The following is a 15,755-nucleotide window of genomic DNA, read 5'->3' on the forward strand; positions in this document are numbered from 1 at the left end:
TTATCATGAGTGGGATAACAATGAAATGAAAAAATGTTTTATATATCATCGTGTTAGTTCAGAATTGCAACTATCTGGAACGGGTATTGAGAGGCAAGAACAAAATCTGAACGCATATGTAGAGCGTATTAACTTGCTGGCAGAAATGGATGATCCAGAAGCTACCATTATTAGCGATCAAGGTGTATCAGCTTTCAAAGGACTGAACATGTCTGAAGGGGAGTTAGGCCGATGGATGGATCAAGTACGTGCTGGTATGTGGGATGATTCACATTTAGTACTGGAAAGTATCGATAGGTTTGAATCGCCACGGATAATCTAGACACTTCCGAGCCGTTGATAATACTGGTTTTCATATTCTGCCGGTGACATTTGATCGCTAGAACCATGCCGACGCTTACTGTTATAAAACATTTCGATGTAATCAAAAATATCGCTGCGGGCTTCTTCCCGCGTTCCGTAGATCTTTTTCTTTATCCGCTCACGCTTCAGCAACTGGAAAAAGCTTTCTGCAACCGCATTATCATGGCAGTTACCGCGACGGCTCATACTGCCCTCCAGGCCGTGTGATTTCAGGAAAGACTGCCACTCATGGCTTGTGTACTGACTGCCCTGATCCGAGTGAACCAGCACCTGTTTTTGGGGATTACGCCGCCATACAGCCATCAGCAGTGCATTCAGGACAATGTCCTTTGTCATCCGGGATTGCATTGACCAGCCGATAATTTTGCGTGAGAACAGATCAACAACCACAGCAAGATATAGCCAGCCTTCGTGGGTCCTGATGTAGGTTATGTCCGTTACCCAACGCTTATCCGGAGCATCCGGATTGAACTGTCGCTGGAGCCTGTTGGGCGATACGATACTGGCCTCGCCTTTGCTTGCCCGCGGGCTCCGGTACCCGACCTGAGCCTTTATCCCGGAACGATTCATCAGTCGCCAGACTCTGTTCACTCCGCACTGTTGCCCGCTATCCCGCAAGTCCAGATGTATCTTGCGATAACCATAAACGCAACCCGACTCCAGCCAGAACTGTTTAATCTGTCCTGTCAGTCTCAGGTCTGTCTGATGACGTTGTGAATGCGGCTGCTGAAGCCAGGCGTAAAAACCACTGGGATGAACATCCAGCACCCGACAGAGCAGGCGAACAGGCCAGCAACAGATGTTGTCACGGATGAAGGCGTACCTCAGTCGGACAGCTTTGCGAAGTACGCCGCGGCTTTTTTTAATATATCCCGTTCGTCAGTAACCCGCTTCAACCTCCTTCTGGAGTCGGCGGATCTCGGCCTGAGCATCTGACTGTTCTTTATTAGTGGAAGAATCCGGACCGTATTTCTTTATCCAGGCGTAAAGGCTGTGGGTGGTGATATCGAGACGTGTTGCAACGCTGGAAACAGAATAACCACGATCAACAACCTGTTTGACTGCTTCAATTTTAAACTCTTCGGGATAACGCTTACCGCTCATGGGCACCTCTCTTTAAGCCATCTTAAATGACTCCGAAGTGTCTGTTAAACCCGTGGCGATTCATAATGCTCTTGGATTCGTAATTACCTTAATCATTCTTTATAATTGGATCATAGTACCAGTACTGGATGCTTTTGGAATTGTAGTTATCCAAGTACCTTTAGGACAACTACTGCAAGTACTATTGATTATGGTCGGCGGAAGCTAATTCGGGTATTTTATAACTTCATCTTTATCATCAAGAATATAGATATGATCGTCATTCGAATATATCTTTTCATTAGCGGAAGCCATTACCATTGTGTTCAAATTTGCAATTTCCCAAATGGTTCCTATGCGTAAAGCCGGGAATTTAATTTCTTTACTACCTACAATATAAGTTGATTTATTTAGAGGTGCAATTATCATTGTGCCCTTAGATGCAAGGCCAAATATTTTTTTATTAAGGCTATTGGCTAAAATCATAGGGGCGTCACTGGTTATTACATTAATTCCAGTGGGTGCTTTCAATATGCAGTAATTGTATAAAGGCAGATATTTGGATAGTGCTTTTGTTTGTTGAATTTCATATCCGATAATATCATTTTTGCTAAAGCTTATCCCTTCAATATCTAAATCTATTCCTTGTTCTTTATAATCTTCTTGCATTGATTTAGCTACTCGTTCTGCATGAATTAGCGGAGATTCTATCATTTCCCTATGTTGCGGGTTTCTTAATAATAGTGATGATAACAACCATGCAAGCCCTTCATTCTGAGAATCGATTTCATTGAGTTCTTCTACTTGTTTTAAAAAATCACCAATTTTAGGTTCGACTACGCTGCCGTACCAATTCTCTATTAAAAGAGAGTCGTCAGTATTTTCAACTTTGTAGTAATTATTTTTTACGCAAGAGTCATTAGGGTTGGCTCCATGTTTTTTACCAGGTTTATTAATCGGAAACGCCCAAAACAATGACGTGCGTTTGCCGCCATTAGTGAAACCTTTCAAATAACATGCAGGTATAAAATGATGTTTTTTAGATATAGACATTTTTTATTCCTAAATAGCCGTACAACTACTGTACAAGTGTATCATATGGCAAGAATTACTAAAAAGGAATCAGCATTACATATTCAGGTTATGGATAGTACTACAGGGTTCGGCAGGATTTAAGTACTCTGGACATAGGTACTATGACGCTTCAGTACAAACAGCTAAGTACCAGAAGTTTGTTAAAGATACGGAGTACACATTTCAACCAAGGGTTGGGGGATTGATACCAGTACGTCCAAGAATGAATGGAACGGTACAACGGTTATTTGTGAATCGGTGATTCTTGATTATCGAGGAACAACTCTTTAAAATGAAGTTAAAGTGAATTAACGAGAAAAATCATGAAATTCAAAAGCAGGCTTTTTTTGTTCGCATTTATTCTATTTATTTACTTCTTTTCGGTAATTTATAACAAACAGATAGATAAAAGTAGTTATACTGATTGGATTTCGGCATTCTGCAATTTAGTTATGGCTGGGGCTACAGTATCTGCTGTTATCACTGCTCGTAATTACTTGGCTCAATTTACAGCTCAAGAGGGCTATAAAATCGCCATATCGCTAATTAATGACGATCTGCTTAATATAAAAGTATTTGACTCTGTGTTAGTTGCTCATAAATCTTTATACGACAAAATTGATAAACATAAAAAAATCTTACCAATGCAGAAACATGTGGGTTTTTTAAAACCAAATATTATAACATTACAGAGTGAAGTGATTGCTCTTGACGGTTATGTTAACGAGCTAAAATTAAAAATAAAGAAGTTACATACCTATGGCTTAGAACTTACAAAAAATAAAACTTTATTTTTCACAAGCATACTTCTTTCATGTGAAGGGATTTTATCAGAAGCTAATGATCTTTTAAAAAAAGCTCAAAGGATTTCCGATTTAATTGATGAAAATTATAAAGAGAATAAATCTCGCGATTATGATTATGATCGTGTTCAATCTGGAACTGTATTCGAGTTGAAAAGATTCGAGTCTTTCATTCCAAATCCGATTGAAGTTATAAAGAGTAAGTGGGAGGTACTATTGGAAAATTATGAATTATTCTTCTCAGAGGACTATTCAATCACAGAAATATTCAAAGTTAAAAAAGCCCGTTAATGGGCTTTTTATTATTGAAAGTATGAACATATATCCAATCCGCGAAAATTAAAAAATATATTTAATCACGCAGTTTCATGAGCAGGCACTTGCTCAAAGTACTGGTTTACTACATCAGCTATACCATTTTCAGTATTGTTACCTATTACTAAATCAGCACAGGCTTTTACTTCATCAACAGCGTTACCCATAGCAACACCTAAGCCAGCATTCTTCAACATACTTAGATCGTTGAAATTATCACCAAAGGCTATTACCTGGCTCATAGATAAACCTTGTGATTCTACCCACTGTGCCAAGCGTTTACCCTTACTGTTTCCGGCTTGTGCTATGTCTACTTGGTCGTGCCAAGACCATTCACAAGCAAGGCCAAGCTCACGCTCTACTATTTGACCAAAACTATGTAGTTTTTCAGTATCAGAATCAGTAAGGGCGAATTTCCAGATAGCATCAACATTTTGCGATGCTTCACTAAGAGAGGGTACTTGTTTGAAAATTGGACGTTGTGACTCTGGAAGTGATTTAGCCCAATTTTCTGTACGGATAATATGCCCCGTTGGTTCTTGGTAGAACATGGCATTATCGGCATACATCAGGCTATGTACATTGTAACTATCAAGTAAGTTTACTAATTGTGTAGCTTGTTCAGGTCGTAATGGATCTGAAGCAATCACTCTTTTTGCGGTGTAATCGTACAATAAAGCACCATTGCAACATATTGCTGGTGTATTCAAAGCTAATGCCTGATAAAAAGGATGGATGGCTACAAAGTGCCGTCCGGTAACTATGATAACCTTCGCCCCTGATTTACGGGCATTCTGTAGGGCAGATAGTGAGGCTAGTAAAATAGTTTTTTCTGGCGTCAATAAAGTGCCGTCCAGATCAAGGGCGATTACCTGATAGTTCATGTCTTGATTCACCTGGTTTTGGTATGTAGTTTTTCCGATAGTACACCGCTTTGCGGCTACGACGAAACAAGGTGAAGTGAGTTTTTGAGCACTGGAACAGCGATAGGGAGCCGCTTTTGTGTGTGATGAATTTGTTTGTTTACATTAGCCGTTATTCAAATAAGTGCCATTACAACAAATTGCAGGTGTATCTAACGCCAGTGCCTGATAAAAAGGGTGAATGGCAACGTGATGTCGACCCGTTACGATAAGGAGTTGATATCCCACTTCCTGCGCGCGTTTAAGCGCCTCAAGGGAGGAGGGGAGAAGGGTTTTTTGCGGCGTCAGTAAGGTACCGTCTAAATCCAGAGCAATCACACGCGAGGTCATCTGTTTTCCCGGGTTAATATTGAATTTACGTTTTGATGGGATGGTACACCGAGAGGCGAACGCTTCAAAATCCCTGTCGACAATTCAGCATTTACCGTCAAAAGTTAACTACTTTCATGCGCAGTGAGGAGTGAATATTCATGAAACAAACCGTTTATACCGCCAGTCCTGAAAGCCAGCAGATCCACGTCTGGCGTTTAAATACCGAAGGGACACTCACGCTGGTTCAGGTTGTTGACGTGCCAGGCCAGGTGCAGCCGATGGTCATCAGCCCGGATAAACGTTTCTTGTACGTGGGTGTGCGCCCGGAGTTCCGCGTGCTGGCCTATCGCATTTCTCCGGACGATGGCGCGCTGACGTACACTGCCGAAGCCCCGTTGCCGGGCAGTCCAACCCATATCTCGACCGATCGTAAAGGCAACTTTGTATTCAGCGGCTCTTATAACGCGGGCTGCGTCAGCGTAACGCGTCTGGAAAAGGGCATTCCGGTCGAAACCATGGATGTGGTGGAAGGGCTTGAAGGCTGCCACTCGGCGAATATCTCTCCGGATAACCGCACGCTGTGGGTGCCTGCACTGAAGCAGGATCGTATCTGCCTGTTCACCCTGAGCGATGATGGTCACCTGGTGGCGCAGAATCCTGCCGAAGTGACTACCGTTGAAGGCGCTGGTCCGCGCCATATGGTCTTCCATCCGAACCAGCAGTACGCTTACGTGGTCAATGAGCTGAACAGCTCGGTGGACGTATGGGAGCTGAAAGATCCTAACGGCCAGATTGAGCGCGTGCAGACGCTGGACATGATGCCGTCCGACTTCTCCGACACCCGCTGGGCGGCGGATATCCACATTACGCCAAATGGCCGCCATCTGTACGCCTGCGACCGTACCTCCAGCCTGATTACCGTGTTTAGCGTCTCTGAAGACGGCAGCGTGCTGGCGATTGAAGGGTTCCAGCCAACGGAAACCCAGCCGCGCGGCTTTAATATCGATCACAGCGGTAAATACCTGATTGCGGCGGGGCAGAAATCCCACCACATCGCGCTGTATGAAATTAAAGGCGAGCAGGGGCTGCTGGAAGAGAAAGGGCGTTATGCCGTCGGCCAGGGGCCAATGTGGGTCGTGGTAAACGCTCACTAAGCGGCTAAAAACAAAAAACCTCGCGAATGCGAGGTTTTTTTATGCCCGGTAAACGCAGCGCCACCGGGCAATACAGCTTACTGCTTCGGCTCAGCCACCACTTTGCTACCCAGACCGCGGTTGTTGTATTCCCACATGCGGTTGAAGTTAGCGTCGTTCAGGTTGCGCTGCACGTTGCCTTTATCATCCACCGCGCCGGTATTGCCGGAGAATGGACGTTTGGAGATCGCGGCATCAGCCCACGGCTTCGCCATGTTGAAGCCTTCGTTAATCACGCTGTCGCGGATCACGACCTGACCGTTGGTCGCAGAGTCCACGTCCAGGGAGCGTCCCAGCTGCGCCACGCCGTCACCGGCAGCGTTAAAGCGGCTGTTCACGGCCAGGAAGCCGTAGAAGAGGTTAGACTGGGTTGCCGGAGCAAACACGTAACCTTCCTGCTGAGTGCGTGAGTTCACCACGCGGAAATCGGTATTATCAAACACCACCGCGCCGCGACCGGACACCAGATCCACGTCACCTTCAACGTAGCTGTTGGTCACCAGGGTACGGGTCAGGCGGTTATTCTGCAGGGTGTTCTGCACGCCGCTGTTGGTCACGAAGAAGGTGTTCTGACGGCCCAGAATGTTGACGTTGTTAATCTGCACCTTATCGCCATCGCTACGCAGAGCAACGGCCTGGTGGCTGCCTGCATCAACGCTGTCGCCCAGGGTATTCTGAATGGTCAGGTTCTGCAGCTGCAGACCGTTATTCTGAGACCAGAATACCGCCGAGCACATCACGCCAATGGTGGCGGAACGCTTGCTCTGACAGTTATCAAACATGTACCACGCCGGTTTACCCGGCATATATTTACCGGCCGGGTTCACCAGGTGACGCCAGGTGTTGCTGTCGATTTCGGAATCAATCGCCAGGCCAATTTTTACGTCGATCGCTTTTTCGCCCAGACCGTAAAGCGTAATGCTGCCTGGTGCCGCCGGAACATACACGGTGCCTTCATATTCACCCGGCAGGATCGCGATGTACTGGCGAGACGCGCTGTGTTTAGTGATGGCAGCATCAACCGCAGCCTGAATAGAAGTATGCGTTACGCCCTGCGCACCGGCCGGGCCAACCACGAAGTCAGGCTGTTTAGGCAGGTTAATAGAAGAAGGTGTCCACGGCGCAGCGTTAGGATCCATCGCCGAGAAGTAGTGCGCACGATCGAAGTTCTTCGCTTCATCAGCGGACAAAATCGGGCGGGAGGCGGTACCGGGCGCAACCTGCTCAGAAGGGCGCTGATCCGGTGGTGTTGAACTGCATGCGGATAAGGTCACGCCAAAGGCGAGTGCTAACGCCAGACGGGAAATCCTGGAAATGTTCAAGGTGAAGCTCCTGGGTATGCAAGTCTTTACGGGATAGACGAAATAGCCTGCTTTTTTATACTAAGTTGAGCGAAACGGGAAGATAAAAAGGGTAAAAGTTGCATTTTTAGCACTGGGGCGGCAGGTAGGTGATCACAAATAAATAACATTTTCCGTTAAGGCGGTTGACAGTAGACGGTAGATGCAAATAAATGTCTATACAACCTAAGACAAGTGGAATGCCCCATGCAGCAGATTCATCCCGACGATGTTATATGGCGAAATGCGCGACTGGCTACGATGGCGCCGGACGTACCTGCGCCTTATGGACTGAAAGAGCAACACGCCCTGGTCGTGCGCGGCCACACTATTCTGGCCGTGATCCCTGAATCTGACATTCCTTCCGGACACCGTCACAGTGTCGATCTTCAGGGACGTCTTGTCACGCCTGGCCTGATTGACTGCCACACCCACCTGGTATTTGGCGGCGACCGCGCGGCGGAGTGGGAGCAGCGTCTGAACGGCGTCTCTTATCAAACCATCAGCGCCCAGGGGGGCGGGATTAACGCTACCGTGACGGCGACGCGCAGCAGCTCAGCCGAAACCCTGCTTAAGCTGGCGCAGCAGCGGCTCCAGCGTCTGATGAATGAAGGTGTCACCACGGTTGAAATCAAATCCGGATACGGGCTCAACGCCGAGGCCGAAGAGAAGATGCTGCAGGTCGCGCGCCAGCTGAGCCTCAATAATCCGATTGATATCAGCCCAACGCTGCTGGCGGCGCATGCGGTTCCGCCGGAATACCGGCAGGATCCGGATGCCTACCTCACGCTGGTCTGTGAGCAGATACTGCCCACGCTGTGGCAAAAAGAGTTATATGAAGCAGTAGACGTGTTTTGTGAAAACGTCGGCTTTACCCCGTCGCAAACCGAACGCCTCTTCAAGGCCGCCGCCGCGCTGGGTATCCCGGTGAAAGGGCATGTCGAGCAGCTGTCGAATCAGGGCGGCGCGGCGCTGGTCAGCCAGTATAAGGGCCTTTCCGCCGATCATATTGAGTATCTCGACGACGCAGGCGTTCAGGCGATGGCGGAAAGCGGCACGGTTGCCGTCCTGTTGCCGGGGGCGTTCTATTTTCTGCAGGAGCGCCAGCGTCCGCCGGTTGAACAGCTCAGAAAACGCGGTGTTCCGATGGCCGTCGCCACCGACTATAACCCCGGCACTAGCCCGTTTGCGAGCCTGCACCTGGCGATGAATATGGCCTGCGTCCAGTTTGGCCTGACCCCGGAAGAAGCCTGGGCAGGCGTCACGCGCCATGCCGCGCAGGCGCTGGGCCGCGGTGAAACCCACGGACAGCTGCGGGCCGGGTTTGTCGCCGATTTTATCGTCTGGGATGCACATCATCCGGTTGAGATGGTCTACGAGCCGGGACGCAATCCGCTGTATCAACGTATTTTCCGTGGGGAGGCAGTATGAGGTTATGGCGGCCCATAGCCGAAACCGTCTGGCAGGGGCGCGATGACAGCGCCGAGGCCAGCAGCGCAAAGCGCATTTTTCAGACGATAAAGCAGCAGGGGCAGTTCACGCCGCTTTCATCCGGCATTGCGCTGATAGGTTTTGAATGTGATGAAGGGGTAAAACGCAATCAGGGCAGGCCAGGCGCCGTGCAGGCACCGGATATGCTGCGAAAAGCGCTGGCAAATATGGCAAGCCATCAGGGGCATGACCGGCTGGCGGATATGGGCTCGGTGTACGTTGAAGGCCACGAGCTGGAAGCGGCACAGCAGGCGTTGAGCGATGTCGTCACGGCCTGTCAGCAGTCCGGGATGCGCACGCTGGTCTTTGGCGGCGGGCACGAAACCGCCTGGGCGCACGGTCGCGGCGTGCTGGACGCCTTCCCGAACGAGCGGGTTGTCATAATCAACCTTGATGCCCATCTCGATCTGCGCAAGGCCGACCATGCGACGTCCGGCACCCCGTTTCGCCAGCTGGCGCGCTTATGCGATGAGCGCGGGCGGGAATTTCACTACGCCTGCCTTGGCGTGAGCCGGGCGGCGAACACGCAGGCTTTGTGGGATGAGGCCGAACGCCTGAACGTCACGCTGGTGGAAGACCTCCATTTCAGGCGCGATGCGCTATCCGCCCTGGAAAGGGTGCTGGCGCAGGCCGATCGTATCTATCTGACAATCGACCTGGACGTCCTGCCCGCCAGCGAAATGCCTGCCGTGTCCGCACCGGCTGCGTTAGGCATACCGGCGCTGGATCTTCTCCCGGTTATCGAACAAATCTGCCGTAGCGGTAAGCTACTGGCCGCCGATCTGGTAGAGTTTAACCCGCAGTACGATCGGGACGGGCAGGGCGCAAAGCTTGCCGCCCGCCTGGCCTGGCAAATTGCTCACTGGTGGGCATAACACTATTCAAGGAGTCACGATGTTTTCACGCTCACCTCTGCCGCAGTCGAGCCCTCCTGCGCCTTTCTACGAAAAGGTGAAGCAGGCAATTAGCGAAAAAATTGCCGCCGGCGTCTGGCGCCCGCACGATCGCATACCTTCGGAGGCCGAGCTGGTGGCGCAGTTTGGTTTTAGCCGGATGACCGTCAACCGGGCGCTGCGCGAGCTGACCGACGAAGGGCTTCTGGTGCGCCTGCAGGGCGTGGGGACGTTTGTGGCGGAACCTAAAGGACAGTCGGCGCTGTTTGAAATCCGCAGCATTGCGGACGAGATTGCCGCGCGTAATCACCAGCACCGCTGTGAGGTGCTGGTGCTCGAAGAGACCCTGGCCAGCGCCGAGCAGGCCACGGAGCTTAACGTCAAGGAGGGAAGCCGAATCTTCCACTCCGTGATGGTGCATTTCGAAAACGACATTCCGGTGCAGATTGAAGATCGCTGCGTTAACGCAGAACGGATACCGGACTATCTGAGCCAGGATTACACCCAGACCACGCCGCATGCCTATCTCTCGCTCGTCGCACCGCTGACGGAAGGGGAGCACATTGTAGAGGCCGTACGCGCCACGCCGCAGGAGTGCGAGCGGCTACGCATTAAGGAGCACGATCCGTGCCTGCTGATCCGCCGTCGAACCTGGTCCTCGTCGCACATTGTGTCGCATGCCCGGCTGCTTTTCCCGGGGAATCGCTACCGGCTGCAGGGCCACTTCATGTCATAAGTTTTATAAGCGTGATCGCTAACGCAATATAACAAAATTGTATCTTTTTTGTTAAATCCGGACTTGTGTGTGCTTGTCTATACAAGTATATCTAAATGCATCATCTGTCCCCTATGAGGAGCACACAATGTCGTCAGGTAAATACCGCCAGCAGGACGTCCGCGCCGCGCGCGGCACCACGCTTACCGCCAAAAGCTGGCTCACCGAAGCCCCGCTGCGCATGTTGATGAACAACCTCGACCCTGAGGTGGCGGAAAACCCCCACGAGCTGGTGGTCTACGGCGGCATTGGCCGCGCCGCGCGCAACTGGGAATGCTATGACGCAATTGTAAAATCCCTGACCGAACTCGAACACGACGAAACCCTGCTGGTGCAGTCCGGCAAGCCGGTTGGCGTGTTCAAAACGCACAAAAACGCCCCGCGCGTGCTGATCGCTAACTCTAACCTCGTGCCGCACTGGGCCACCTGGGAGCACTTCAACGAACTGGACGCAAAAGGGCTGGCGATGTATGGCCAGATGACAGCGGGGAGCTGGATCTACATCGGCAGCCAGGGGATCGTGCAGGGCACCTACGAGACCTTCGTGGAAGCCGGTCGCCAGCACTATAACGGCTCGCTCAAAGGCCGCTGGGTATTGACCGCGGGTCTTGGCGGCATGGGCGGCGCGCAGCCGCTGGCCGCCACGCTTGCCGGCGCGTGCTCGCTGAACATTGAGTGCCAGCAGAGCCGCATTGATTTCCGTCTGCGCACCCGCTACGTCGATGAGCAGGCAACCGATCTGGACGATGCGCTGGCGCGTATCAAAAAATACACTTCCGAAGATAAAGCCGTGTCGATTGCCCTGTGCGGCAACGCGGCGGACATTCTCCCACAGCTCGTCGCCCGCGGCGTGCGTCCGGATCTGGTCACCGACCAGACCAGCGCCCATGACCCGCTGCACGGCTATCTGCCAAAAGGCTGGACGTGGGAAGAATATCAGCAAAAAGCGGAAATCGACCCGGAAGGCACGGTACTTGCTGCGAAACGCGCCATGGCCGAGCACGTCTCCGCCATGCTGGCCTTCAGCCGGATGGGCATTCCGACCTTTGACTACGGCAACAACATCCGCCAGATGGCGAAAGAGATGGGCGTGAATAACGCGTTTGACTTCCCGGGCTTCGTTCCTGCCTATATTCGCCCGCTGTTCTGCCGCGGTATCGGCCCGTTCCGCTGGGTTGCCCTGTCCGGCGACCCGGAGGACATCTACAAAACCGACGCCAAAGTGAAGGAGATCGTCGCCGATGACGAGCATCTTCACCACTGGCTGGACATGGCCCGCGAGCGCATCAACTTCCAGGGCCTGCCGGCGCGTATCTGCTGGGTAGGGCTGGAGTGGCGTCAAAAACTCGGCCTCGCCTTCAACGAAATGGTGCGCAGCGGTGAAGTCTCCGCGCCGATCGTCATCGGCCGCGATCACCTGGACTCCGGCTCCGTCGCCAGCCCGAACCGCGAAACCGAAGCCATGCGCGACGGCTCGGATGCGGTCTCCGACTGGCCGTTGCTGAACGCTCTGCTGAATACCGCCAGCGGCGCGACCTGGGTGTCGCTGCACCACGGCGGCGGCGTGGGGATGGGCTTCTCCCAGCATTCCGGGATGGTCATCGTCTGCGACGGAACCGATGAAGCCGCCGCGCGTATCGCTCGCGTACTGCACAACGACCCGGCAACCGGCGTGATGCGTCACGCGGATGCGGGTTACGAAATTGCCATTGACTGTGCCAAAGAGCAGGGCCTTAACCTGCCGATGATCCCTGCCACACAAGGAAAGCATTAATGAACGCATTAACACTCACTCCCGGCTCGCTGACGCTCAAGCAGCTGCGTAACGTCTGGCGCAAGCCGGTTACCCTGTCGCTGGATGCAAGCGCCCACGCCGCCATTAACGACAGCGTCGCCTGCGTCGAAGCCATCGTTGCCGAAGGGCGCACCGCCTACGGGATTAACACCGGCTTTGGCCTGCTGGCGCAGACCCGCATCGCCACACACGATCTGGAAAACCTGCAGCGTTCGCTGGTGCTGTCACATGCGGCGGGCGTGGGTCAGCCGCTGGAGGATGAGATTGTCCGTCTGATGATGGTTCTCAAAATCAACAGCCTGGCCCGCGGCTTCTCCGGCATTCGCCTGAGCGTGATTCAGGCGCTGATGGCGCTGGTCAATGCGGAAGTCTATCCGTGGATCCCGGCAAAAGGCTCTGTTGGCGCATCCGGCGATCTTGCGCCGCTGGCGCACATGTCGCTGCTGCTGCTGGGCGAAGGCAAAGCGCGCTGGCAGGGCGAGTGGCTTCCTGCGAAAGAGGCGCTGAAAAAAGCCGGGTTAAACCCGATCACCCTGGCGGCGAAAGAGGGGCTGGCGCTGCTGAACGGTACCCAGGCATCGACGGCCTTCGCGCTGCGCGGCCTGTTTGAAGCGGAAGATCTGTTTGCCTCGGCGGTGGTGTGCGGTGCCCTGACCACCGAAGCCGTGCTGGGCTCGCGTCGCCCGTTCGATGCCCGCATCCACGAGGTGCGCGGTCAGCGCGGGCAGATTGATGCCGCCGCGATGTATCGTCACGTGCTTACCGACACCAGCGAGATCGCGGATTCACACCACAACTGCGAGAAGGTGCAGGATCCGTATTCCCTGCGCTGCCAGCCGCAGGTGATGGGCGCGTGCCTGACGCAGCTGCGCCAGGCGGCAGAAGTGCTGCTGGTCGAAGCCAACGCGGTGTCCGACAACCCGCTGGTGTTCGCCCAGGAAAACGAAGTGGTCTCCGGCGGTAACTTCCACGCCGAGCCGGTGGCGATGGCTGCGGATAATATCGCCCTGGCGATTGCCGAAGTCGGCGCGTTGTCCGAGCGCCGCATCGCGCTGATGATGGATAAACATATGTCCCAGCTGCCGCCGTTCCTGGTGCGTAACGGCGGGGTGAATTCGGGCTTTATGATTGCCCAGGTGACCGCGGCGGCGCTGGCGAGCGAGAACAAAGCCCTGTCGCACCCGCACAGCGTGGACAGCCTGCCAACGTCAGCGAACCAGGAAGATCACGTTTCGATGGCACCGGCTGCCGGGCGTCGTCTCTGGGAAATGGCCTCCAATACCCGCGGCGTGCTGGCGGTGGAATGGCTGGCGGCAAGTCAGGGTATCGATCTGCGTGAAGGGCTAAAATCGAGCCCGCTGCTGGAGCAGGCGCGTCATGTACTGCGCGAGCACGTATCGCACTACGATGACGACCGCTTCTTTGCGCCGGATATTGATAAGGCGATGCAGCTTCTGGAAGAGGGGCGGCTGGTGGGGTTGTTGCCGCCGGTGCTGTGATTTTTTTGCCCAAACCCTCTCCCTGTGGGAGAGGGCATTAGCCCGCACTATTATGAATACATCGCCGTAATCGACGCGCTGCCCAGCGAATGGAAATGCACGTTAAACCCCACCATCGCGCCGCTCGCCCCTTCATCGACCTCAATCTTCTCCACATCCAGCGCGTGCACCGTGAAGATATAGCGGTGGGTTTCCCCTTTTGGCGGCGCCGCGCCGCCGTAGCCCGCTTTACCAAAATCGGTGCGCGTCTGAACAGCGCCTTCAGGCAGGGCAACCAGGTCTGAACCGGAACCCTGCGGCAGGACGCGCGTGTCGGCAGGCAGGTTCGCCACAATCCAGTGCCACCAGCCGGAGCCGGTAGGCGCATCCGGGTCGTAGCAGGTCACGACAAAGCTTTTGGTTCCGGCCGGAACCTCGTCCCACGCCAGGTGCGGGGAGATATTGTCTCCCTGATACCCCATGCCGTTGAATACGTGGCGTTCCGGCAGTTTTTCACCGTCGCGCAGATCTTTACTGATGATTTTCATACGGTTTACCCTCGTTGATCGCTCGTTCAGCAAGTGTAATGCATAGGGTTATATCGTGAAATGCGCGGGAATGTTAACGGCTGTTACAACCGCGTCGGTTAATTTACGCAGCTGCTCCTGCGTAATGCTGTACGGCGGCATCAGGTAGATAAGCTTGCCGAAAGGCCGCACCCAGACGCCCTGCTCAACGAAGAAGCGCTGCAGGGCCGCCATATTCACCGGATGGGTGGTTTCAATCACCCCGATGGCGCCCAGCACGCGCACGTCTGCCACGAAATTCGCGCCCGAGGCGGCGCTCAGCTCGTCTTTCAGCTGCGCCTCAATCGCCGCCACCTGCATCTGCCACTCGCCGCTCTCCAGAATGGCGAGGCTTTCGCTTGCGACGGCGCAGGCGAGAGGATTACCCATAAACGTCGGGCCGTGCATAAAGCAGCCCGCCTCGCCGTCGCTGATGGTGTCGGCCACCTGGCGGGTCGTGAGCGTGGCGGAGAGCGTCATGGTGCCGCCGGTCAGCGCTTTACCCAGACACAGAATATCCGGCGCAATGCCCGCATGCTCGCAGGCAAACAGCTTGCCGGTGCGGCCAAAGCCGGTGGCGATCTCATCGGCAATCAGCAAAATGCCCTCGCGGTCGCACATCTTGCGAATACGCCTCAGCCATTCCGGATGGTACATCCTCATTCCGCCTGCGCCCTGCACAACCGGCTCCAGGATCACGGCGGCGATTTCATGGCGATGCGCCGCCATCAGCCGGGCGAAACCGACCATGTCCATCTCGTTCCACTCGCCGTCGAAGCGGCTCTGCGGGGCCGGAGCGAACAGGTTTTCCGGCAGATAGCCCTTCCACAGGCTGTGCATGGAGTTGTCCGGATCGCACACCGACATCGCCCCGAAGGTATCCCCGTGATAGCCGTTGCGGAAGGTGAGGAACCGCTGGCGCGTTTCGCCCTTCGCGTGCCAGTACTGCAGCGCCATTTTCATCGCCACTTCCACCGCCACGGAGCCGGAATCGGCCAGGAACACGCGCTCCAGCGAGTCAGGCGTCATCGCCACCAGACGGCGGCATAAATCCACCGCGGGCCGATGGGTGATTCCGCCAAACATCACGTGCGACATCTGGTCAATCTGGGCCTTCATCGCCGCATTCAGGCGCGGGTGGTTGTACCCGTGAATGGCCGCCCACCACGAAGACATCCCATCAACCAGCCGTTCGCCGCTGGCGAGGTGCAGCTCGCAGCCGTGGGCGGAGGCCACCGGATAGACGGGAAGAGGGCGGGTGGTGGAGGTGTAAGGGTGCCAGATATGCTGCTTGTCGAAGGCGAGATCGTCCTGGGTCATAATCGACTTGTAAACCATTTTGAAAAGTTTT

14 protein-coding genes and 1 pseudogene are annotated in these 15,755 nt (G+C 53.7%); 8 read left to right on the top strand and 7 right to left on the bottom strand.

Annotation, left to right across the window (positions count from 1 at the left end; all coding sequences use genetic code 11):
- The first annotated feature begins 25 nt into the window (after positions 1-25).
- A complete protein-coding gene (locus tag F0320_RS06080) occupies positions 26-322 on the top strand; it encodes a recombinase family protein (RefSeq protein ID WP_126328052.1) in 297 nt (98 codons plus the stop codon).
- On the opposite strand, the pseudogene F0320_RS06085 reads toward F0320_RS06080, so the two are convergent.
- A pseudogene (locus F0320_RS06085) lies at positions 319-1,467 on the bottom strand (IS3 family transposase). The gene F0320_RS06080 and the pseudogene F0320_RS06085 sit on opposite strands and share 4 nt — an antisense overlap.
- 204 nt (positions 1,468-1,671) lie before the next feature.
- Positions 1,672-2,499, bottom strand: a complete 828-nt coding sequence (locus tag F0320_RS06090) for a DUF4238 domain-containing protein (protein WP_126328053.1) — start codon at positions 2,497-2,499, stop codon at positions 1,672-1,674.
- Positions 2,500-2,843: 344 nt separating this feature from the next.
- Here F0320_RS06090 and F0320_RS06095 point away from each other — a divergent pair, with 344 nt between their 5' ends.
- The gene (locus F0320_RS06095; protein WP_126328054.1) at positions 2,844-3,614 is read left to right on the top strand and encodes a hypothetical protein; all 771 of its coding nucleotides are present in this window, start codon (positions 2,844-2,846) and stop codon (positions 3,612-3,614) included.
- A 65-nt stretch (positions 3,615-3,679) separates the two neighbouring features.
- On the opposite strand, the gene F0320_RS06100 is transcribed toward F0320_RS06095, so the two are convergent.
- Both F0320_RS06100 and F0320_RS06105 read right to left on the bottom strand, forming a co-directional pair.
- Entirely contained in the window at positions 3,680-4,522 is an 843-nt protein-coding gene (locus F0320_RS06100) for a pyridoxal phosphatase (RefSeq protein ID WP_126328055.1), read from the bottom strand.
- Positions 4,523-4,666: 144 nt separating this feature from the next.
- Positions 4,667-4,891 (bottom strand): HAD-IIB family hydrolase, encoded by a 225-nt coding sequence (locus F0320_RS06105; protein ID WP_395314109.1) that lies wholly within the window; start codon positions 4,889-4,891, stop codon positions 4,667-4,669.
- 140 nt (positions 4,892-5,031) lie between these two features.
- Between F0320_RS06105 and pgl the strand changes: the two genes are divergently transcribed.
- Positions 5,032-6,027, top strand: coding sequence for a 6-phosphogluconolactonase (pgl, locus tag F0320_RS06110; RefSeq protein ID WP_126328056.1), 996 nt, complete (start codon positions 5,032-5,034; stop codon positions 6,025-6,027).
- 77 nt (positions 6,028-6,104) lie between these two features.
- Here the strand turns inward: pgl and F0320_RS06115 are convergent, their stop codons facing one another.
- Positions 6,105-7,388, bottom strand: a complete 1,284-nt coding sequence (locus F0320_RS06115; protein ID WP_033144970.1) for a putative acyl-CoA thioester hydrolase — start codon at positions 7,386-7,388, stop codon at positions 6,105-6,107.
- 225 nt (positions 7,389-7,613) lie between these two features.
- Between F0320_RS06115 and hutI the strand changes: the two genes are divergently transcribed.
- From hutI to hutH, 5 genes are all read left to right on the top strand, one after another.
- Positions 7,614-8,837, top strand: a complete 1,224-nt coding sequence (gene hutI / locus F0320_RS06120; RefSeq protein WP_126328057.1) for an imidazolonepropionase — start codon at positions 7,614-7,616, stop codon at positions 8,835-8,837.
- Positions 8,834-9,772, top strand: a complete 939-nt coding sequence (hutG, locus tag F0320_RS06125) for a formimidoylglutamase (protein WP_126328058.1) — start codon at positions 8,834-8,836, stop codon at positions 9,770-9,772. Before hutI ends, hutG begins: the two co-directional genes overlap by 4 nt.
- Before the next feature lie 19 nt (positions 9,773-9,791).
- Positions 9,792-10,526 (top strand): histidine utilization repressor, encoded by a 735-nt coding sequence (locus tag F0320_RS06130; RefSeq protein ID WP_126328059.1) that lies wholly within the window; start codon positions 9,792-9,794, stop codon positions 10,524-10,526.
- A 127-nt stretch (positions 10,527-10,653) separates the two neighbouring features.
- A complete protein-coding gene (hutU, locus tag F0320_RS06135; RefSeq protein ID WP_126328060.1) occupies positions 10,654-12,339 on the top strand; it encodes a urocanate hydratase in 1,686 nt (561 codons plus the stop codon).
- A complete protein-coding gene (gene hutH, locus F0320_RS06140) occupies positions 12,339-13,859 on the top strand; it encodes a histidine ammonia-lyase (RefSeq protein WP_126328061.1) in 1,521 nt (506 codons plus the stop codon). Before hutU ends, hutH begins: the two co-directional genes overlap by 1 nt.
- A 50-nt stretch (positions 13,860-13,909) precedes the next feature.
- On the opposite strand, the gene F0320_RS06145 is transcribed toward hutH, so the two are convergent.
- Entirely contained in the window at positions 13,910-14,386 is a 477-nt protein-coding gene (locus F0320_RS06145; protein WP_126328062.1) for a kinase inhibitor, read from the bottom strand.
- Positions 14,387-14,434: 48 nt separating this feature from the next.
- Entirely contained in the window at positions 14,435-15,724 is a 1,290-nt protein-coding gene (bioA, locus tag F0320_RS06150) for an adenosylmethionine--8-amino-7-oxononanoate transaminase (protein ID WP_407043992.1), read from the bottom strand.
- Between the last annotated feature and the right edge of the window lie 31 nt (positions 15,725-15,755).

Source organism: Enterobacter dykesii (assembly GCF_008364625.2).
GTDB classification, from domain to species: Bacteria; Pseudomonadota; Gammaproteobacteria; order Enterobacterales; family Enterobacteriaceae; genus Enterobacter; species Enterobacter dykesii.